This window comes from Flavobacterium lindanitolerans (assembly GCF_002846575.1).
Classification (GTDB): domain Bacteria; phylum Bacteroidota; class Bacteroidia; order Flavobacteriales; family Flavobacteriaceae; genus Flavobacterium; species Flavobacterium lindanitolerans.
Map to the genome: position 1 here is coordinate 1,305,700 of NZ_PJND01000007.1, position 21,148 is coordinate 1,326,847.

Consider the following 21,148-nt stretch of genomic DNA (forward strand, 5'->3'; position numbering starts at 1 on the left):
ATAACATGAACAGAAAAAACATAGTATACGGAAGCCTTGCGGCAATTGCTATTGCTTTGATTCTTTATTTTTCACTTCGACATACCGAAAATGACGGCCATAATCATGATGGAGAGAAAACTGAAAAAGAGCCAAAAGAAGTAGCTACAGCTAAAGAAGTAGAGTTGAACGAAGCGCAATATAAAGCCGCAGGAGTTGAGCTTGGAACTTTTGCAATGAAGAATTTGAGCGAGGTCGTAAATGCCAATGGCTATACCAAACTGCCACCGCAAAATCAGGCAGATGTTTCGGTACACCTTACAGGAATCGTTAAGTCCATAAATGTGATAGAAGGACAGGCGGTGAAAAAAGGTCAGGTGCTGGCAACAATAGAAAGCCCGGAATTTGCTAAATTGCAGGAAGCCTATCAGACTTCAAAAAGCAATCTGGAATTTCTGACTTTGGAATATGAAAGGCAGAAAACATTGAGCGAAGAAAATGTCAATTCCAAAAAAGTCTTCCAGAAAACAAAGGCCGATTTTGAAACAGAAAAGGCAAGGTTGAGTTCCCTGAAACAACAGTTAAATCTGCTTAATTTGAGCGCAGGCACCAATTCAGGTTCCATTATGCCGGTTGTGGCGCCAATTTCGGGTTATATTACCGAAATAAATATCAAGATTGGCAGCAATGCCGAAGTTGGCAAGCCGCTATTGAGCATTGTCGACAATTCACAATTGCATGTCGACCTTTTGGTATATGAAAAGGATTTGCAGAAAGTAAAACCGGGGCAAAACATCCGGTTTGTACTCACTAATCAGGACAATACCGAAATAAAAGGAAAAGTCTTTAACGTTGGAAAAGCTTTTGAGAATGAAACCAAATCAGTAGCAGTTCATGCAGATATTATTAATAAAAGCCAGACACTGATTCCCGGAATGTATGTCAATGCCCTGATTGATGTTGGCGCAAGAGATGTTCAGGCATTGCCGCTTGATGCTATTGTCAAGGCCGAAGGAAGGGAATTTATCTTTATCCTTGAAGAAGGACATGAGGAAGAAGCACATGATTCAGAAGAAGGCCATTCACATGAAGACGGACACAAACATGAGGAAGCCGGTAAAATGTATCATTTTCAACGAATAGAAGTAAAAACAGGAACTTCTCAATTGGGATATGTTCAGGTTTCTGTGCTCCAAAAAATCGATGCCAACGCAAAGATTGTCTTAAAAGGAGCTTATTATATCCAAAGCCATCTGCTGAAAACTGAAGGCGGTGGAGGACACCAACATTAATTAAAAACAAAGATGTATGGCGCACGATCATAGCGAAATAGGACATTCGCACAGCCACGACAACCAATGGAAAGCTTACTTGCCCGTTATAGGTAGCTTTCTGCTTTTAATTCTCGGAATCGGGTTCGAGCAAACAGAAATGGAATTTTTTAAATATCCCGTAGATTTGATATGGTATATTGTCGCCTATCTTTTGGTAGGATTAAAAGTCAATTACCAGGCCCTTAAAGAAATCAGGAATGGAAATATCTTTTCTGAATTTTTCCTGATGTCTATTGCCACCATCGGAGCATTTTTTATAGGAGAATACTCTGAAGGTGTAGCTGTCATGTTGTTTTACGCCGTAGGAGAATTGTTTCAGGATGCAGCAGTCCAAAGAGCACAGCGCAGTATCAAAGCATTGCTTGACATACGTCCTGATACCGTAACCGTAATCCGAAACGGAGAGCCCGTTGTCGTGAATCCTTCGGAAGTAACCATAGGCGAAATTATCCAGATGAAACCGGGTGAAAAAGTGGCATTGGACGGCCAACTGATTTCGGAAACGGCTTCATTCAACACAGCAGCACTTACGGGTGAAAGCAAACCCGATACTAAAATAAAAGGAGAAGCAGTCTTAGCCGGAATGATTAATCTCCAAACCTTAATAGACGTTAAAGTTACCGCATTGTTCAGAGACAGTAAACTGTCCAGAATTCTTGAGATGGTGCAGGAAGCTACGGCGCGAAAGTCAAAAACACAACTTTTTATCTCCCGATTTGCAAAAATTTATACGCCAATTGTAGTGTTTCTTGCCATTGCCATAGTTTCCTTGCCCTATCTATTCGTAGAAAATTATGTATTTAGTGATTGGCTCTATCGCGGGCTGGTTTTTCTGGTAATTTCCTGTCCTTGTGCTTTAGTAATATCCATTCCATTAGGCTATTTTGGAGGAATAGGGCTGGCTTCGCGTAATGGTATTCTTTTTAAAGGCAGCAATTATCTGGACGTGATGACAAAAACAGACGTTGTGGTGATGGATAAAACCGGTACACTAACCAAAGGTATATTTGAAGTGCAGGAAGTGGTTTCGGCTATAGACCAAAAAGAATTATTGCTTCTGACAGCCGCTTTGGAAAGCAAATCCACGCATCCAATTGCCAATGCAATTGTCAGATACTCTGGCGGAAGCTATAAGAATGCAGCCGTTTCTGAGGTAGAAGAAATTGCCGGACATGGATTAGAAGGAATTGTAGAGGGCAAAAAAGTACTGGCCGGAAATCTTAAGTTGCTTAAAAAGTTTAATGTAGATTATGACAAGGCAATTGAAACCAAAGTGGAGACGATTGTGGCTGTGGCCGTTGATGAGGTTTATGCAGGTTATTTTGTAATTGCTGACGAACTGAAAGAAGATGCCAAAGAGGCGATTTCAAGCCTGCACGCATTAAATGTACAAACAGTAATGCTTAGTGGCGATAAACAGAGTATTGTAGACAAGGTCGCAAAAGAATTGGGCATCGATACTGCTTTTGGGAATTTACTTCCGGAAAATAAGGTAGAAAAAGTTCAGGAACTAAAAAATCAGGGCAAGACCATCGTGTTTGTTGGCGATGGCGTGAACGATGCTCCTGTAGTTGCCCTTGCCGATGCCGGAATGGCGATGGGAGGTTTGGGAAGCGATGCCACAATAGAAACAGCCGATGTAGTAATCCAAAACGACCAACCGGGCAAAATTCCTGCCTCCATAAAAATAGGAAAAGTAACCCGAAGGATTGTTATGCAGAATATCAGTCTTGCATTTGGCGTCAAAGTATTCGTGCTTATTTTGGGTGCCGGGGGTTTGGCTACTTTATGGGAAGCGGTATTTGCTGATGTAGGAGTCGCGCTTCTGGCTATTCTCAATGCCGTCAGGATACAAAGAATGAAAATTTAATAAATGAAGAAACCATCAATAACAATTGATGGTTTCTCTTTTTATGCGGTTGCTGGCTCAACAAGCCTTATAAGGCAATCTTATTTGATAGCAACTTTTTTAGAAACTGTAGAGTTCCCGGATTTGATTTGGATGATGTAAATTCCTTTTTGTGCGTTTCCTAAATCAATTACCTCCTGAGAAGCTACTTTTTTAGAAAGGATGTTTTTTCCTAATGAATCAAATACAGTAATGTCAGCATTTTCACCGGCAAAATCCAATTGGAACTGACCGTTGTTTGGATTTGGATATAATTTTATTTCGCTATCCAAAGCAGTAGTGCTTTTTTTGTTGTTAGTTGCAGCCGCTCTTGGAGAAGCACTGTAGCAAGTCCAGGCCACATCGTCAATTATTGTTCTGTTCACACTGTTTCTGATTTCGATAGTAGCGTTTCCGGATACGTTTATAGCTTGAGAATAAACAGTAGTAGCAGTTGATGTAACAGCAATATCACCTCCGTATTGTACTCCGTTTACGAATACTTTCAAAACAGAATCACCCGTAAAAACTCTTTGGTAGTTAAAAGTCAAAGTACCAATACCTGTAGTAATAGGAGCCGTGTTAGTCAAAGTACCTGTTCTTAGGGCAATAGCATCTCCATTCAAATCCTGATCCGTTCTTGCATCAGTAGCAGACCAGGTAATGCTGTTGTTTCCTGTCCAGGTTCTGTTGGCATAAGTACTTGAGCTGCTTCCTAAGTTAGAGAAAGTTTCTGTACCTCCAACACATGGAGCACCAGTAGTCAGGATTTCATCATAAGCAGGAAGTGAAGCATAGAAAGGGCTTCCAATACACTCGGCATTGTAAGGATAAATTACGATAGAATAGTTCGTGTTGGCAGTAAGACCTGTAACGTTAAAAGTTGTATTCGTACCGGCATAAACTACTTTACCATCGCCTAAAATATCATTTGCCTGATAAACAGTTCCGTTAACCGGAGCATTTACCACACCACTACCAGTGGTAATAACAGCAAGATATCCTGAAGCTGTAACACCAGAAACAGCAACTGAAGCAGAAGTATCTGTTATATTAGAACTTGTAATTACCGCTGTTCCTGTAGGAGCAACACAGTTTTCCTGAACGCTGGCTTTAAGCTCAATCTGGCAAGAACCTTCATTGGCATCATTGTTTACCACAGTAAGAGTTGCAGGCTTGTTTCCAAGAGTTGCACCGTTGAATTGTACTTCAACTTCAATAGCACTTAAAGGAACTACTGTGAAAGGTGCTGCCGGTGAAACTATAGTATAATTAACAGCATCGCTTAATGTAATAGCGCTTACTTCTAAATCCTGATTACCTAAATTCTCAACAGTAAAAATGATATTTTTGTTTGTATTTGGAAGCACAGCTCCAAAATCAATGGTGAAATTACCACACTCTTTTAAAATCAGGTCACTGTCAGAAAGTTGCAATTCAGGCCCGTTTGGTGCAGTATAGCAATTCCATGACAAATCATCGATAACAGTTCTGTTACCGCTGTTTCTGATTTCGATAGATACCGGTCCGGCAACATCAATAGCCTGAGAAAATGCAGTAGTAGTGTCTGATGAAACAGTAATGTCGCCACCATATTGTACTCCGTTTACGAATACTTTTAGTGTTGAATCGCCGCTGAATACTCTTTTGTAATTGAAAGTCAATGTTCCGATACCTCCGGCAACAGGAGCCGTGTTTTTAAGGATTCCGGTTCTCAATGCGATAGCATCACCGGTCAAATCCTGGTCGTTTCTTGAATCAGTAGCAGACCACGTTACACCGTTTTCACCTGTCCATGTTCTTGTTGTATACGTACTGGAAGCAGTACCTAAGTTAGAGAAGGTCTCATTTCCACCAATACATGGCGCAACCGGAGTTGTAAATGCTTCATCAATTGAAGTTTCTGTATAATATAATGGACCACCAGTACAGTTAGCATTATTATAAGGGAATACAAAAATATGGTATGATGTACTTTCTGTTAATCCGGAAAGAGAGAAAGTAGCGTTAGTTCCTTTGTAAGCAACAGTTCCACCACCTAAGCTATCGCCAACATTATAGTTTGTTGTGTTTGCTGGAGCAGCAGACAAAGTACCTGATGTTGATATAACAGCAAGATAAGCATCAGCAGTAGCGTTTGTTACAACAACATCAGCAGAAGAATGAGCAATGTTTGACACAGCAACGTCAGCACCGGTAATAACCGGAGCAGCACATTCCTGAAGAGCAGTTCCCGTTAAGTTAACAATACAAGAAGCCTCGTCAGCATCATCACTTGCAATAGTCAATGTAGAATTTTTGATTCCGGCTGTTGTGCCCTGGAAACGAACCAAAACCAATCCTGAACCTGACGGAGCAACCGTAAAAGGGACAGAAGGAGAAATGATTGTGAAATCTGTTGTATTGCTCAATGTCAAAGCAGAAACATTCAAAGCAGCAGTTCCCGGGTTCTTAACCGTAAAAACAGCATCATGATATTGGTTTACAGCACGCGAACCAAAATCAATTGAAAAATTACCACACTCGTGGTTTGCGCCTGAAGCATCAGCTAATTGAATTTCAGGAGCAGCAACGGCAGAATAGCAGTTCCATGTCAAATCATCAACAATGGTTCTGTTACCGCTGTTTCTGATTTCGATAACTGCATTTCCTGATACATTTACAGCATAAGAAAAAGTAGCAGCCGTTTCAGAAGTAACAGCAATATCACCACCATACTGAACACCATTTACGAATAGTTTCAGAGTAGAATTTCCGGAGAATACTCTTTTATATTTAAAGCTAAGGGTTCCAACACCATTAGCAATAGTGCTGGTGTTTTTCAAGGTGCTCGTTCGTAAAGCAATAGCTTTTCCTGTAAGCTCCTGGTCAGTTCTCGCATCTGTTGCAGACCAGGCTACACCATTGTCACCAGTCCAGGTTCTTGTAGCATAAGCGCTGGCAGCAGTTCCAATGTTTGAGAATGTTTCCGAACCTCCGGCACAGTCGAAAAGGTTCAGCGCCAAAGTACGGTAAGGGTTTTCAAAAAGGCCGGTTCCCTCAATAGGGTTGGCTAATAGTGCAGCGTTAAAAGCTGTAGATACATTTGTTTTAGATGTGCTAACCGGAGAAGAAGGTTTTCCAAAGGAAAGTCCCGATATACTTGCAAATACTAAAGCAGCAAAAAATCGTTTTTTAAACATAATTGTAAAATTTAAGATTGGAAGGAAATAGTGTTTTAAAGGATAAAATATACCTGCAGGGTTTATCGCTTTATCAATCCAAATTTAATTTTATTAATTTTTTAAGAACGGATTTTTAGGATAAGGATTTATTAAAAAATGGTTATTAACTATTTGAAATGCAGTATTTTATATTACAAATTGATAACAAATGAAAGTAAGATTTTTATTATTTTTTACTTACATTTATTTGGCGAAAATCAAACAATTCGAGGCGGGGACTGGCTTTGTGAACAAAATAACAGCGATTAATCTCAATTTGTGAGTTTCGTTTTGGTTACCCTAAATTTTACAAATCGTAAATAACCAGGACATTGAGAAAGTATCTGCATAAAATAACAAAAGGTAGTCTTAAAAAGATACGGGTTGGAGTTGTCAGGAATATTATAATATAAAAATGGTGTAGTCTAACTTAAGTTGTAAATTTGTTATTGAGATTTGTAATGTAAAAAAATACTATGGACACACTTTTTATTAAAAATATGGTTTGCAACCGCTGTATTATGGTAGTGCAAAATGAATTGGATAAATTGGGTTTAGACGTAAAAAGTATTAAGCTGGGTGAAGTAGTATTGGGGAAGGAAATTTCGGCTGAACAAAGAATTAAACTGGAAGAGGCTTTTTCACCGCTGGGTTTTGAGGTGATTGACGATAAAAAGAGCAGAATTATTGAAAAAATAAAAAACACAATCATTGAACTTGTCCACCATCAGGAAAACGGGGCTAAAACAAACCTTTCCGATGTGCTAAGCAGTAAGCTGAACCACGATTATAATTACCTGTCCAATCTGTTTTCCGAAGTTGAAGGCACCACAATTGAAAAATATTTTATCGCCCAGAAGATAGAAAAAGTAAAAGAACTGTTGGTATATGATGAATTGTCTTTAAGCGAAATTGCGTTTCGGATGAATTATTCAAGTGTTGCCTATCTAAGCAACCAATTCAAAAAAGTAACCGGACTCACGCCAAGCCATTTCAAGCAAATCCGGGAGGAGAAAAGAAAACCTTTGGATAAAGTCTAAAAATATATGCTTTGCGGCCCTGCGTCTTTGCGAGCAATATTTTCACGCAAAGATGCAGGTCCGCAAAGATTTTAAAGAAAAAGCAAGAATAACTATAAAAGACTTCTTCCCTAAATCTTACAAATCAATTCCAAAATTCCACAATAGCCTCCGTTGAAATTATACCCAATTTTGTATTGTAAATTAAAGCAAACGAAATATGGCAACAAATAGCAATAAAGAAATCATCTATCTTCCTTTAGAAGATGTTGAAAGCGAACATTGTGCATTAATAGTTGAAAAAGGATTAGCCCAGGTAAAAGGTATAGAAACCCATAAGGTAGAACTAAACAATCGCAGGGCGGCTATTACGGTTGGCAATAACCAGGTAGTCGGTGAGGCCGTAAAGGCAATCAAGGAATTGGGCTATGGCGTTACAACCGTAAAGCATACATTTCCAGTATTGGGAATGACTTGTGCTTCCTGTGCCAGCAGCGCAGAAAGCATTGTAACATTTCAGGAAGGCGTAGTGAGTGCCTCCGTAAACTTCGCAACAGGCAATCTAACGGTAGAATACCTGCCTAATATGACAGATGCGTCAAAATTGCAAAAAGCAGTACAATCAATTGGCTATGACCTGTTGATAGAAAACGAAACCAAACAGCAGGAAACCTTAGAAGCACTGCACGCCCAAAAATTCCAAAAGCTGAAAAATAAAACCACCTGGGCTATTATATTATCGCTTCCGGTAGTAGTTATTGGAATGTTTTTTATGGACATTCCCTATGCCAACCAGATTATGTGGCTTTTCTCAACTCCGGTAGTACTATGGCTGGGTAAAGACTTTTTTATCAATGCGTGGAAACAGGCCAAACACCGTTCTGCCAATATGGACACATTGGTAGCATTAAGTACCGGTATCGCCTATCTTTTTAGTGTTTTCAATATGTTGTTTGAAGATTTCTGGCACCAGAGAGGATTGCATGCCCATGTCTATTTCGAGGCCGCAGCCGTTATTATTGCGTTTATCCTGTTGGGAAAACTCTTGGAAGAAAAAGCCAAAGGCAACACTTCCACAGCCATAAAAAAACTGATGGGATTGCAGCCAAAGACAGTAATCATTATACAGCCGGACGGAACTGAAAAACAAATTGCCATTGAAGAGGTAAATGCAGGAGATGTTATCCTCGTAAAACCGGGTGAAAAAATAGCCGTAGACGGTATGGTCGTTTCAGGCAGTTCCTATGTAGATGAAAGTATGTTGAGCGGTGAACCGGTTCCGGTACTGAAAAAAGAAAACGAAAAAGTATTTGCCGGTACTATCAATCAAAAAGGAAGTTTCCGCTTTGAAGCCGTAAAAGTTGGTAAAGAAACAATGCTTGCCCAAATCATCAAAATGGTACAGGATGCGCAAGGAAGTAAAGCTCCGGTACAGAAACTGGTAGACAAAATTGCCGGAATCTTTGTTCCTGTCGTTATTGGGATTGCCATACTAACTTTTGTCTTATGGTTGATTCTTGGCGGTGATAATGGCTGGGTTCAGGGATTATTGGCGGCAGTCACGGTTTTGGTTATTGCTTGTCCTTGTGCGCTCGGACTTGCCACTCCAACAGCAATTATGGTTGGAGTAGGCAAAGGAGCAGAAAATGGTATTCTGATTAAAGATGCCGAAAGTCTGGAATTGGCAAAAAAAGTAACCGCTATCGTATTGGATAAAACGGGAACTATTACCGAGGGCAGACCACAGGTCACAGGAATCCAGTGGCTAAATAATGATGACACGGCCAAAACAATTTTACTAAGCATAGAAAAACAATCCGAACACCCGTTGGCGGAAGCTGTAGTAAAACATTTGGAAGACGTTTCAACAGTAGCCTTGACTTTATTCGACAGTATTACAGGTAAAGGTGCAAAAGCCAATTATAATAATGAAACCTATTTTGTAGGCAATAAAAAACTTTTGGCAGAAAACAATATCGTTATTGCAGCACCATTGCAAAAGCAAGCCGATGAATGGGGCAGCCAGTCTAAAACCGTTATCTGGTTCTCAGATAGCAAGCAAGCGCTGTCTGTTATCGCAATTTCAGATAAAATCAAAGAAACATCAGTCGAAGCCATAAAAGAAATACAGGAAATGGGAATCGAACTGTATATGCTTACGGGCGACAACGAAGCTACGGCAAAAGCCATTGCCGAGCAGACAGGAATTGGGCATTATAAAGCTGAAGTAATGCCGCAGCATAAGGCAGATTTCATAAAAGAGCTGCAACAGCAGGGTAAAGTTGTAGCAATGGTAGGCGATGGTATTAATGACAGTACGGCTCTTGCAACGGCAGATGTAAGTATAGCGATGGGCAAGGGAAGCGATATTGCCATGGATGTGGCCAAAATGACTATCATCTCATCAGACCTTACCAAAATACCACAAGCCATAAGACTTTCAAAACAGACAGTGGCTACCATCAAACAAAATCTGTTCTGGGCGTTTATCTACAACCTTATCGGAATCCCGATTGCGGCCGGAATACTTTATCCAATTAATGGCTTCTTGTTGAATCCGATGATTGCAGGTGCGGCCATGGCATTGAGTAGTGTGAGCGTGGTAACAAACAGCTTGCGATTGAAATGGAAAAAGTAAATCAGTAAATCTCACAAATCAAAAAGAAAATTACGCAATAGTTGCCTGTAAAAGAATAGCCAACTTTGTACTATAAAAATTAATTAAAATGAAACAGATGATAATTAATATACCCGATATGCAAAGCGCACACTGCCAGGCAAGGGTGAACAATGCGGTAAAAGAAATTGATGGCGTTCAGATTCAAAACGTGGAAGCAGGTAAAATAGCCGTTTCCATTGCATCTGATAATACAAAAAATGAAGTAGTAAAAGCTATTGAAAAAGCAGGTTACAGTGTTTTGTCAGAAAGTAGCAATAATGATTCTGATTGCGCTACAGGATGTTGCAATAATTAATTCTAATTAATAATAATCAAAAAAATGGAAAATAGAGAATTTCAATTCAAAACCAATATTAATTGCGGGGGCTGCGTTGCTTCTGTAAAACCTCACTTGGACAAAGCCGAAGGGGTTAACGAATGGAATGTCGACACTAACAATAAAGACAAAATCCTAACTGTAAAAACAGAAGGAATTACCAAAGAAGAGGTGCTTGACATTATCAAAAAAACAGGTTTTAAAGCAGAACCGGTATAAATTTAATTGTTAATGGTGATAAGGCCGTATTTTCTATTCATGAAAATGCGGCCTTGTTTTTTTATAAATTTACAGATGAAATAGAATTACCATAAAAAACGATTATGAATTTATATTTGTCCTCATTCCAGTTTGGAAATGAATCGGATAAACTTTGTGAGTTATTGCAACCTGGAGCAAAAATCGGACATATTACCAATGCTACAGATTGGCATGGTGCCGATGAAGCAAGGAAAAAGGCAGATTTGGAAAATGATATGGCTTTTCTGCAAAGCTTAGGATTTAAAAGCGAACATTTAGATTTAAAAGACTATTTTAACAGGAAAGAGGCTTTAGATGAAAAGCTCGCCGGACTTGACGGAGTTTGGGTGTCAGGTGGCAATACTTTTATTTTGCGACAGGCCATGCGTTTAAGCGGATTTGACACGATTTTCGGTAAACTACGCCAGCGTACCGATTTTTTATATGGAGGTTACAGTGCCGGAATATGTGTCTTATGCGACTCATTGAAATATATTGAAGAAGTAGATGACCCGACCCAATTTCCTTATAAGCAAATTAAGGAACCTATTTACGAAGGCCTGGGTTATTTTAATTATGGTATTTTGCCACACTACAAATCGGACCATTTTGAATCGGCAGCCATTTCAAAGGAAGTTGAAAAATGTATCGAAAATAAATGGCTGTTCAAAGCTTTGAGAGATGGAGAAGTTATCATTATAAAAGAGTAATTGACTGTCTGAAACTTTATAGCAAAAACGAATTCCTTTTCTTGCTTTGCGGCTCTGCGCCTTTGTGTGAAATAATTTGCTCGCAAAGGCGCAGAGCCGCAGGATTTATATATTAGAAATCATTGAGAAACTTTTAAATCTGTGTAATTCTTTAAATCTGTGGCTGGAATAAGAATAGGTTCCGAGATGCTAAGTTTAAATATTACTTTTTTAGTCTGGGTTTTGTTTTCATTATGGCGTAATACGAAGAAGTAAAAGCGGGTAAACTTTTATAACCCACCATAACAGCAATCTGGCTTAACGTATATTGTTTGGTATCAATTAATTCTATGCTTTTCAAAATGCGGATTAACTGCATGTATTTTTGCATGGTGATGCCAGTTTCCTGCTTAAAGATACGTTGCAGGCTACGCACGGACATGTTCGCAATGGATGCTAATGTGTCAATGTCAAAATTGTATTTAAAATGGGTATTGATATAATTGCAGACAGGCAACAAGCGGTTATCGGCAGGAACCGGAATCTGCAAAAACTCATTCTCATTACAAAAATGGGGCAGGCTGTTCAGCATCGCTTTCAGAAAAAGTGTTTGTTCCTCATCTTCATTCGGCAACTGATTCCATTTTTCGGCATACAAAAGCATTTCTTTTAAAATCGACGGTGCTGCAAAAACATGGACATTCTGGAAGAACTCATGCTCTGGCACTGATTTAAATAAGACAATCATCAAATTCACCGTTTTGGCATCGGAAGTAGTGCGATGTTCTTTAGCCGATGGAATCCAGATAACATGGTTTTGAGGAGCAAGATAGGTTTTCTGTCCGATGTGAAAATACTGATAACCGTCTTCAACATACGTTAGCTGATAACGTTGATGGGCATGGTCATATTCATCGTGCCGCCAGTTTTTTTCATACCACACATAGGCATCGGTCAATATGTTATCTACATATTGGCCTCTGCTTTTTTCAATCTGCCCACATTTTATATTGTCGTTTTGCATATACTTTATGGCAAATTTAATAAAAATGCCAATGCTAATTTTGTTATCAAACTTAATAGACAAGAAAAATGAAAAAAACATATTCTTTCCTGATAGGGATTTTAGTACTATTTATAATAAATACAGCTATGGCACAAGAACAGAAAGCAAAGGTTTTGGTTCTCATTTATTCTGATAATGGCGGAACCTACGAACTGGCAAAAGAAATAGCCAAAGGAATTGAAAGCGGACAAAATATTCAGGCAATTATCAAACAGGTAAAGGCGTCTGAAAATCCCAAACTAAAAAATATTCCCGTAGCTACGGTTGAAGAATTGGCCAATTATGATGGTATTGCTTTTGGTTCTCCGGTTTATTTTGGTAATATCAGTACCGGAATGAGCGAGTTTTTGTCAAAAACAATCGGTTTATGGTCAAGTCATGCTTTAGAGGGCAAACCGGCTACGGTTTTTATGTCGGCAGGAAGCGGAGCAGGAAAGGAACTGGCTTTACAGTCTTTTTGGAACAGTCTGGCTGTTCATGGAATGGTTCTGGTGCCTAACGGCATTAGCGGTTATGAAAATATCGATAAAAACATTCCACAGGGAAACTCTGTTTTAGGAACCACAAGCCTGGCCTCGTTAAACTCAGTTGAAAGACCATCCAAAAGCGAACGTTATCTGGCAGAAGTACAAGGGAAAAACTTTGCGAAAGTAGCTTTTGCTCTTAGAAGTGATGAAAACACCAAAAGCGTAAACAAAGTTGGGGTTGCGGAAAAAGATGTCAATCATGTCTTAAAGGACAAAAATATTGTACTACCGTCACTTCCTAAACCGGTAGGAAACTATGAGCTCTATGCACATTCCGGAAATCTGATATTTATCAATCAAGTAGCCCTGAAAGATGGCAAAATTGTCAATCCCGGTAAAGTAGGAGTGGATGTTACAGAAGAACAGGTAAAAGAAGCGACTACAGTAACCATGCTGAATGTTTTGGCCATACTGAAAGAGGCCGTTGGCGGAGATTTAAACCGCGTAAAAAAATGCGTACAGCTCATAGGTACATTCAACACACCAGATACCTATACCAAACATGCAGAACTTATGAATCCGGCTTCAAACCTAACGGTTGAAATATTTGGTGAAAAAGGCAAACATACGCGAAACACATCAGGAGCCAGTTCACTACCTGTAGGTTCTTCGGTTTCAATCCAGGCCATTTTTGAAGTTGAATAAATACAAGTTACGATTAAAATGAAAAATAAGATTAGTTTGTCACTGCTTAGCGTAATAGTAATTATACTGATTGGCGGCGGTCTGCGTTCACCTATTACTGCTGTCAGTCCGGTATTAAGTGAAATAATAGCCCTATTGCATCTGGACAATCTGCAGGGAAGTCTGCTAACATCCATCCCGTTGATTGTATTTGCCAGTTGTTCAGTATTGGTAAGCAAAGTTGCGGTCAAAGCCAATATCCATTACAGCATAATTTATTCGCTTATTTTCCTGATTATGGGATTGTATTTTCGGGTTTATGGAAACGTGCCTATGCTATACATCGGTTCATTTCTCATTGGTTTGGGAATTTGTATTGGTAATGTCACAACACCCGCCTATATAAAAAATCGGTTTCCCGAAAAAATTGGTATTATGACAGGTGTGTTTTCGGCAGCAATGAATTTGATGGCGGCTTTTGCGTCGGGTTTTAGTATTGCTATTGGAAAATGGACCAATTTAGGATGGAAGGGTTCTTTGGGTATTTGGATAATCTGGACGTTGCTGGCGCTTTTTGCAGTTGGAGCAGAAGCCTTTTCAGGTAAAAGAGCGTCTGTAAAGAAACCGGCAGCACAAACAACCAAAAGTGAATTCAATATATTCCGCTCCAAACAGGCCTGGAACATCAGTGTTTTTATGGGAATTCAGTCTTTAGTGTATTACTGTTTAGTGGCTCTGTTGCCAATAGTGCTGGTTGATTATGGAATGCAGAAAGAAGAAACAGGATTGGTGCTTTTGGTGGCTCAATTATCAATGCTGCCCGTCATGTTTCTCAGTCCTGTTATTGCGACTAAAATGAAAGACCAGAAATGGATGATTTTTGGTGTCGGAATTTTAATGTTTTCGGGAATAAGTCTATTGGCTTTATTCAAAACGCAATACGTTTATTTAGCGGCAGTCCTTGTCGGAATAGCAAGCGGTTGGGCTTTCAGCCTGTCCATCCTGTTTTTCTCGCTCAAAAGCAAAACGATGGCTGGTACTATTAAAGTTTCCGGAAAAGCACAATCGGTAGGTTATTTAATTGCAGCTTTCGGTCCGCCTGTTTTTGGAATGTTACACGATTGGGATACGTCCTGGAAAAGTTCGTTTTACTTCTTGATGCTGATGATTGTTATCATGGTCTTTTTTGGAAGAAACGCTGCAAAACCGAGATTTGTTGAGGAGCATTGATAGTGTGCGAAAAGATTTCTTTCAAAACTCTTTGCGCCTCTGCGTCTTTGCGAGCAATTATTTTCACGCAAAGACGCAAAGACGCAAAATTGTAAAACGCAATATATTGAACTTGTTAAAAATAAAAACAGGCAAAATGATTAAATCACTTTGCCTGTCTTAGTAGCGGGAACTGGACTCGAACCAGTGACCTTCGGGTTATGAGCCCGACGAGCTACCTACTGCTCTATCCCGCGATGTGCGTTTGTATTCTCAGTATGTCTTTCTTATTGGAAGCCCAATAAATCTTAGTAGCGGGAACTGGACTCGAACCAGTGACCTTCGGGTTATGAGCCCGACGAGCTACCTACTGCTCTATCCCGCGATGTTTCGGGTGCAAATTTACAACGATTATCTTAAATAACAAGCTTTTTTCTGAAAAATGTTTTATTTCCTGTATTGGGGTGATATGACTACCTTTGCAACATAAATTATTTTTGAGATGTCACATAAAGCAGGTTTTGTAAATATTATTGGAAATCCGAACGTAGGTAAATCTACATTGATGAATGCATTTGTAGGCGAGCGCCTGTCAATCATTACATCAAAAGCGCAAACTACACGTCATAGGATTTTGGGAATTGTGAATGGGGAAGATTTTCAGGTCGTGCTTTCAGATACACCGGGAATCATCAAACCTGCCTATGAACTGCAATCGTCCATGATGGATTTCGTTAAATCGGCTTTTGAAGATGCAGACGTATTAATCTATATGGTTGAGGTGGGAGAAAAAGAACTGAAAGATGAAGCCTTTTTCAATAAGATTATTCATGCCAAGATTCCCGTATTGCTGCTTTTAAACAAAATAGACAAATCAAACCAGGAACAATTGGAAGAGCAGATGGCACTTTGGAAAGAAAAAGTTCCGAATGCTGAACTGTATCCGATTTCTGCCCTGGAAAATTTCAACGTAAAAGAAGTATTTGCCAGAATCATAGAACTTTTACCGGAATCGCCGCCATTTTATCCTAAAGATGCCTTGACAGACAAACCGGAACGTTTTTTTGTCAATGAGATTATCCGTGAAAAAATTCTGATAAACTACGAAAAAGAAATTCCTTATTCTGTAGAAATCGAAACGGAAGAGTTTTTAGAAGATGAAGACATCATCCGTATCCGTTCTGTTATCATGGTAGAACGCGACACCCAAAAAGGAATCATCATCGGTCACAAAGGATTGGCGCTAAAAAAAGTGGGCGTTCAGTCACGTGAAGACCTGGAGAAATTCTTCGGAAAGCAAATCCATATCGAACTATTTGTAAAAGTGAACAAAGATTGGAGAAGCAATGCTTACCAATTAAGAAGATTCGGCTATAACAACAAATAATCAGGCAATAATCCTGTGGGCTAATGAAAAGAGTTCGCGCATTTGGGCAGCTCCTTTCTTTCTGTTAATTCGCGCTACAAAATACAATAGCAGCCAGATAATAGAAAGAACAGACATCATAAACAGGTCAAAACTGTTAGGTTGTGAAAGCGTCCATTTGGAATAGGCAATTATTCCGAAAACGATAAACAGTCCGCCTACAATAAAATGCATTGCCAGAAAAATAAACCATAAAATCGGGTCAGGGCCAAAAATTCCTTTCACATAAGTTCTGCCGTCTTCATAAGAATCCAGTTCAATGTGTAGCGAAGGCGACCAGAACTCTCTTCGGAACATTCCAACCCCTAGCCAGATGTGGTTTCCGGCATTTCGAAACTTAAAATCTTCCGATGCAAAAGTTTTAATTTTTTCATACGTAGACTTTATCTCGCCAATTGTCTTAGGCGAAAACTGCTCGAATTTGGGACGAAGTTGTATGTTTTTATCAAGTTCCATAATAATTCCTATAACAGCAAAACGATTATTTTTATTTTGCTAAAAATGCTAAATTGTCGTTAAAGATTTAAGGTTAGAAATGGCACGAAACGATAAGGCCTGAACTTTCCGCTTTTTACTTGAAACAAAAACCGTACCTTTGCAAAATATTTTAAAAACAGTATGAACAATATCGTTGCCATTGTTGGAAGGCCAAATGTAGGAAAGTCAACACTTTTTAATAGGTTGATTCAAAGAAGAGAAGCTATCGTAGATTCAGTTTCGGGTGTAACCCGTGACAGGAATTACGGCAAAAGTGAATGGAATGGAAAGGAATTTTCGGTAATTGATACCGGTGGTTACGTTCGTGGTTCAGATGACGTTTTTGAAGGCGAAATCAGAAAACAGGTAGAACTGGCTATTGATGAAGCTGATGTTATCATCTTTGTCGTTGACGTAGAAGAGGGCATCACTCCAATGGACGAAGCCGTTGCAAAATTATTGCGTAAAGTCACCAAGCCGGTTTTATTGGCGGTGAATAAGGTTGACAATGCCATGCGTGAAAAAGACGCGGTCGAGTTCTATAACTTAGGCTTGGGAGATTACTACACATTTGCCAGTATTTCCGGAAGTGGAACAGGGGAGTTGCTTGATGCCCTGATTGAAGCTTTCCCGGAAAAGCCGGAACCTACAAAAGAAGAATTGGAATTGCCTCGTTTTGCAGTGGTAGGACGTCCAAATGCGGGTAAATCCAGTTTTATCAATGCACTGATTGGAAAAGAAAGATATATTGTAACCGATATTGCGGGAACTACTCGTGATGCTATTGATACCAAATTCGACCGTTTTGGTTTTGAATTTAACCTTGTCGATACGGCTGGAATACGTCGTAAGGCAAAAGTAAAAGAAGACCTTGAGTTTTATTCTGTCATGCGTTCGGTTCGTGCTATAGAGCATTCAGACGTATGTATTCTTATAATTGATGCAACCAGAGGCTTTGAAGGTCAGGACCAGAATATTTTCTGGTTGGCAGAAAAAAACAGAAAAGGAATCGTTATTCTGGTTAACAAATGGGATTTGGTCGAAAAAGATACTATGACAACCAAAGAATACGAAGCTAAAATCCGCAAGGAATTGATGCCTTTTACTGACGTGCCAATCATTTTTACTTCGGCCTTAACCAAGCAGCGTTTGCTAAAGGCTTTGGAAGAAACGGTAAAAGTATTCGAGAACAGAAAGCAGCGAATTGCTACGTCGAAATTTAACGACCACATGCTCAAGATTATCGAAAACTATCCGCCACCGGCTTTAAAAGGGAAATATGTGAAAATCAAATTCTGCATGCAGTTGCCAACACCAACGCCACAGTTTGTATTTTTTGCCAACTTGCCACAGTATGTAAAAGAACCGTATAAGCGTTTTCTCGAAAACAAAATCCGTGAAAACTGGGATTTTTCCGGAGTGCCGATTGATATTTACATCAGAGAAAAATAATATTTCATATGATAAAAAAAGGGATTGCATTTTGCAATCCCTTTTTTTATTAACACCATACCATAAACATTTTTTTTGATATAGCTGTGTTTTTTAGTTTTTTTGATGATTTGTTAAAAATTATGTAAGAAATTATTTCTTTCCATAATAAAAGTTGTAATTCGCAGTTTTTATTTTCTTACAAACTATAACTAAAAGTACATTTTAATGCTAAGAACCATCCTCCCAGTTCTCTTCGTCCTTTTATCGTGCGCAGCGTTTGGACAAAATTCATTTACCATTAAAGGAAAAGCAATCAGTAAAGAGGTAAATCTGCCTCTGGAATCAGCTACCATCTACATTACAGCAGCAAAAGATTCAACCGTCATTGACTACACCATTTCGAATAAAAACGGAAACTTTTCCATTTCGGTTAAGAAATTAAACCAGCCATTCATTGTAAAAGTAGCTTCATTGGGATATCAGACCTGGGAAAAAGAATTTCCTAAACTGACATCTGATATTGATATGGGAGAAATTTTTATTTCGGATGCAGTTACAACTTTAGGAGAAGTAGAGATTGTAAGCGAAGCACCGCCTATCCGAATCAAAAATGATACGCTCGAATTCAATGCTTCTTCTTTTAAAGTGCGTCCTGATTCTAACGTTGAGGCGTTACTGAAGCAATTGCCAGGTGTTGAAATAGACAAAGACGGAAAGATAAAGGTAAACGGAAAGGAAGTCAATGAGATTCTTGTCAATGGGAAATCATTTTTCGGGAAAGATGGGAAGGTAGCCATAAAGAACCTGCCTTCTGAAATTGTAGATAAGATTCAGGTTTCAGATACAAAAACAAAAGAAGAAAAACTCTCTGGCGATGCGGCAAGTTCCGATAATAAAAGTATTAATATCACCATACAGGAAGATAAGAATAAAGGATTGTTTGGGAAATTTACAGGAGGATATGGCACAGACAAGCGGTACGAATCCAGCGGTCTGGTAAATTATTTTAAGGACAAGCAAAAAATAAGTATTCTCGCCTCATCCAACAATATCAATTCTGTAGGGTTTTCTATGGATGAGATTTTCGATGCCATGGGTGGAGGACGGAATTTTTATAGTAACAGTAATGGTTCTTTTGGCATAGACGGCATGAACTTTGGCGGAAATGAAGGTATTACACAGTCGAGTATGATTGGACTTAACTTTGCAGACGAATGGTTTAAAAAGCTGGAGCCTAACGGAAGTTATTTTTATACCAATTCCAAAACGGACAATGATACGCGTAGCCGTACTGAAAACTTCCTGACATCTGAGAACGGGACCAACAGTTCTTTTATCACGGAATCGTCAGGTACGACAAGAAGAACAAGCGATGGGCATAATTTTAATCTGGAACTTGAATATAAGATTAACCCGTCGTTGACATTATCGGTTCGTCCAAGTTTGGTAAAAAACAATTCGGAGTCGAAAAACTTTTCAGAACAGTCCTCTACAAATGATTTAGGATTGGTAAACGAAAGTACCAATTCATCAAAATCAAATAATGCTTCCTCCACTTTTGGAAATGAGTTATATCTACATAAAAAATTCAAGAGAAAAGGAAGAAATTTTGGTTTCACTTTTAATAACACAAATAAGAGTAACGATAAAGACAATATAACAAACTCTGAAACCTATTTCTTCCAGGACCCGGACAGGACAGAAGATATTCGTCGCCAAAGAGTGTATGATGATGAAAAAGACAATACATATTATACACGAATTGGATATTCAGAACCCATAACCGATTCGTTGAGTATAACAATCAGAGGATCATATGAATGGAAAGATTATGACAATACTAAATCAACATTCAATCAAAATGCATCGTCAGGACAGTATTCGGAATTCAATAACCTGCTCTCGTATGGTCTCATGTCAAAAACAAGGACATTTAATCCTGGGGCTTCCTTTAATGTGAGAAAAAGCAAGTATTCAGGAGGCATGACTCTGGGTACAAAAGTTATCCGTATGGAAAATACCTCGCAGTATGACGGTACTACCACTCATGTGGATAAAAATTATGTATACCCGTCAGCAAATGCCTGGTTTAATTACAGGCTCTCAAAGTCAAAATCGTTTTATATGTATTATAATTTCGATGTGCAATTGCCAACAGCAGCACAAATACTTCCTGTGGTTGACCTGACCAATCCTTTATTTCAGATTTCTGGAAATCCGGACCTGAATCCTACAAAAAACCATAGCCTTCACCTGAACTATAATAATTATGATTATGCCTCTAAGTCCGGGTTTTACTTATATGCAGGGTTTAATTATTACGAACAGCAGATTGTTTTTTCAAGAGTTTTTAATCCGGTTGACTTAATCAACAGAGCTGATTATCAAAACATCAACGATACCTATAATAGCTATGGCGGAGCAAGCTGGAGCAAGTCTATAAAAAGGGAACAGCATACTTTTAGATTTGATATAGGAGCAAATGCCAACTATAACCTAAATAAAGGATTGACCAATAATGCCTTATATGAAGCAAGAGGGTTGGGTTTGAGTCCTCAAGTCAGAATAGCATGGGACTACGGAGAACTGCTAACCATAGAACCATCTTATACTTATACATGGAATAAGACTAACTATGAAAATTATTCAGTGAGTAGTTCGTCTAATTTTACGCATAATTTTAAAATACAGACAACAAGCCATTGGCCAAAGCATTTTGTTTTCGGAAACGATTTTGGATATACTTACAATTCTAATATTTCTGACGGCTATAAAAAGGATTTCTACCTTTTGAATACAAGTTTAGGGTATAATTTTATGGAAGATAAACTGTTACTTAAAGTCAAGGTATATGACGTGCTGAACCAAAACCAGAGCGCCGTAAGATACATCAATCCGGAATCTATTGAAGATATCCAGAACACGGTATTGAAAAGATATGCTATGTTTTCACTCACATATAAGATTGAAAAATTTGGCGGAAAGAAAAAAGAAGGAAATAGTTTTAGCTTTTAAGGACACTCATTTTAAGAAGATT

General features: G+C 38.8%; 15 protein-coding genes and 2 tRNA genes. 12 read left to right on the forward strand and 5 right to left on the reverse strand.

From position 1 onward, the window contains the following. Positions 1-5 precede the first annotated feature (5 nt). Positions 6-1,271: an efflux RND transporter periplasmic adaptor subunit gene (locus tag B0G92_RS05725; protein ID WP_101471389.1), complete on the forward strand. Its 1,266-nt coding sequence runs from the start codon at positions 6-8 to the stop codon at positions 1,269-1,271. 16 nt (positions 1,272-1,287) lie between these two features. Further along, a complete protein-coding gene (locus B0G92_RS05730; protein WP_101471390.1) occupies positions 1,288-3,183 on the forward strand; it encodes a heavy metal translocating P-type ATPase in 1,896 nt (631 codons plus the stop codon). Positions 3,184-3,263: 80 nt separating this feature from the next. On the opposite strand, the gene B0G92_RS05735 is transcribed toward B0G92_RS05730, so the two are convergent. Beyond that, entirely contained in the window at positions 3,264-6,383 is a 3,120-nt protein-coding gene (locus tag B0G92_RS05735) for a T9SS type A sorting domain-containing protein (RefSeq protein ID WP_101471391.1), read from the reverse strand. 497 nt (positions 6,384-6,880) lie between these two features. Here B0G92_RS05735 and B0G92_RS05740 point away from each other — a divergent pair, with 497 nt between their 5' ends. The 5 genes from B0G92_RS05740 to B0G92_RS05760 all read left to right on the forward strand — a co-directional run bounded on the left by B0G92_RS05740 (position 6,881) and on the right by B0G92_RS05760 (position 11,369). Then, complete coding sequence (locus B0G92_RS05740) at positions 6,881-7,444, forward strand: helix-turn-helix domain-containing protein (RefSeq protein WP_101471392.1); 564 nt, start codon at positions 6,881-6,883, stop codon at positions 7,442-7,444. A gap of 199 nt (positions 7,445-7,643) precedes the next feature. Continuing rightward, complete coding sequence (locus tag B0G92_RS05745) at positions 7,644-10,061, forward strand: heavy metal translocating P-type ATPase (protein WP_101471393.1); 2,418 nt, start codon at positions 7,644-7,646, stop codon at positions 10,059-10,061. Positions 10,062-10,149: 88 nt separating this feature from the next. After that, on the forward strand, positions 10,150-10,398 hold the full coding sequence (locus tag B0G92_RS05750; RefSeq protein WP_101471394.1) for a heavy-metal-associated domain-containing protein: 249 nt from the start codon (positions 10,150-10,152) through the stop codon (positions 10,396-10,398). 24 nt (positions 10,399-10,422) lie between these two features. After that, positions 10,423-10,638, forward strand: a complete 216-nt coding sequence (locus B0G92_RS05755) for a heavy-metal-associated domain-containing protein (RefSeq protein WP_056069138.1) — start codon at positions 10,423-10,425, stop codon at positions 10,636-10,638. A gap of 104 nt (positions 10,639-10,742) precedes the next feature. After that, positions 10,743-11,369, forward strand: coding sequence for a Type 1 glutamine amidotransferase-like domain-containing protein (locus B0G92_RS05760; protein ID WP_101471395.1), 627 nt, complete (start codon positions 10,743-10,745; stop codon positions 11,367-11,369). Positions 11,370-11,571: 202 nt separating this feature from the next. Here the strand turns inward: B0G92_RS05760 and B0G92_RS05765 are convergent, their stop codons facing one another. Beyond that, complete coding sequence (locus tag B0G92_RS05765; RefSeq protein ID WP_101471396.1) at positions 11,572-12,372, reverse strand: helix-turn-helix domain-containing protein; 801 nt, start codon at positions 12,370-12,372, stop codon at positions 11,572-11,574. A gap of 68 nt (positions 12,373-12,440) precedes the next feature. On the opposite strand from B0G92_RS05765, the gene B0G92_RS05770 reads away from it, so the two are divergent. Further along, entirely contained in the window at positions 12,441-13,586 is a 1,146-nt protein-coding gene (locus B0G92_RS05770) for an Atu1372/SO_1960 family protein (protein ID WP_101471397.1), read from the forward strand. An 18-nt stretch (positions 13,587-13,604) separates the two neighbouring features. Then, positions 13,605-14,795, forward strand: coding sequence for a CynX/NimT family MFS transporter (locus tag B0G92_RS05775; RefSeq protein ID WP_101471398.1), 1,191 nt, complete (start codon positions 13,605-13,607; stop codon positions 14,793-14,795). 163 nt (positions 14,796-14,958) lie between these two features. Here B0G92_RS05775 and B0G92_RS05780 read toward each other — a convergent pair. Next, positions 14,959-15,031 (reverse strand) — tRNA-Met (locus tag B0G92_RS05780). Positions 15,032-15,086: 55 nt separating this feature from the next. After that, positions 15,087-15,159, reverse strand: a tRNA-Met gene (locus B0G92_RS05785). Between the two features lie 117 nt (positions 15,160-15,276). Between B0G92_RS05785 and era the strand changes: the two genes are divergently transcribed. Next, positions 15,277-16,161, forward strand: coding sequence for a GTPase Era (gene era, locus B0G92_RS05790; protein WP_101471399.1), 885 nt, complete (start codon positions 15,277-15,279; stop codon positions 16,159-16,161). On the opposite strand, the gene B0G92_RS05795 is transcribed toward era, so the two are convergent. After that, on the reverse strand, positions 16,162-16,656 hold the full coding sequence (locus B0G92_RS05795; protein ID WP_101471400.1) for a hypothetical protein: 495 nt from the start codon (positions 16,654-16,656) through the stop codon (positions 16,162-16,164). A 162-nt stretch (positions 16,657-16,818) separates the two neighbouring features. Between B0G92_RS05795 and der the strand changes: the two genes are divergently transcribed. Together der and B0G92_RS05805 are read left to right on the forward strand one after the other, a co-directional pair. Continuing rightward, a complete protein-coding gene (gene der, locus B0G92_RS05800) occupies positions 16,819-18,129 on the forward strand; it encodes a ribosome biogenesis GTPase Der (RefSeq protein WP_101471401.1) in 1,311 nt (436 codons plus the stop codon). Between the two features lie 207 nt (positions 18,130-18,336). Further along, positions 18,337-21,126 (forward strand): outer membrane beta-barrel protein, encoded by a 2,790-nt coding sequence (locus tag B0G92_RS05805; RefSeq protein WP_101471402.1) that lies wholly within the window; start codon positions 18,337-18,339, stop codon positions 21,124-21,126. The last annotated feature ends 22 nt before the right edge of the window (positions 21,127-21,148 follow it).

Coding starts and splice junctions, on each gene's coding strand:
- B0G92_RS05730 (WP_101471390.1), top strand. CDS start 1,288: ATGGCGCACGATCATAGCGAAATAGGACATTCGCACAGCCACGACAAC.
- B0G92_RS05725 (WP_101471389.1), top strand. CDS start 6: ATGAACAGAAAAAACATAGTATACGGAAGCCTTGCGGCAATTGCTATT.
- B0G92_RS05775 (WP_101471398.1), top strand. CDS start 13,605: ATGAAAAATAAGATTAGTTTGTCACTGCTTAGCGTAATAGTAATTATA.
- B0G92_RS05770 (WP_101471397.1), top strand. CDS start 12,441: ATGAAAAAAACATATTCTTTCCTGATAGGGATTTTAGTACTATTTATA.
- B0G92_RS05750 (WP_101471394.1), top strand. CDS start 10,150: ATGAAACAGATGATAATTAATATACCCGATATGCAAAGCGCACACTGC.
- B0G92_RS05795 (WP_101471400.1), bottom strand. CDS start 16,656: ATGGAACTTGATAAAAACATACAACTTCGTCCCAAATTCGAGCAGTTT.
- B0G92_RS05745 (WP_101471393.1), top strand. CDS start 7,644: ATGGCAACAAATAGCAATAAAGAAATCATCTATCTTCCTTTAGAAGAT.
- B0G92_RS05740 (WP_101471392.1), top strand. CDS start 6,881: ATGGACACACTTTTTATTAAAAATATGGTTTGCAACCGCTGTATTATG.
- B0G92_RS05760 (WP_101471395.1), top strand. CDS start 10,743: ATGAATTTATATTTGTCCTCATTCCAGTTTGGAAATGAATCGGATAAA.
- der (WP_101471401.1), top strand. CDS start 16,819: ATGAACAATATCGTTGCCATTGTTGGAAGGCCAAATGTAGGAAAGTCA.
- B0G92_RS05735 (WP_101471391.1), bottom strand. CDS start 6,383: ATGTTTAAAAAACGATTTTTTGCTGCTTTAGTATTTGCAAGTATATCG.
- era (WP_101471399.1), top strand. CDS start 15,277: ATGTCACATAAAGCAGGTTTTGTAAATATTATTGGAAATCCGAACGTA.
- B0G92_RS05805 (WP_101471402.1), top strand. CDS start 18,337: ATGCTAAGAACCATCCTCCCAGTTCTCTTCGTCCTTTTATCGTGCGCA.
- B0G92_RS05765 (WP_101471396.1), bottom strand. CDS start 12,372: ATGCAAAACGACAATATAAAATGTGGGCAGATTGAAAAAAGCAGAGGC.
- B0G92_RS05755 (WP_056069138.1), top strand. CDS start 10,423: ATGGAAAATAGAGAATTTCAATTCAAAACCAATATTAATTGCGGGGGC.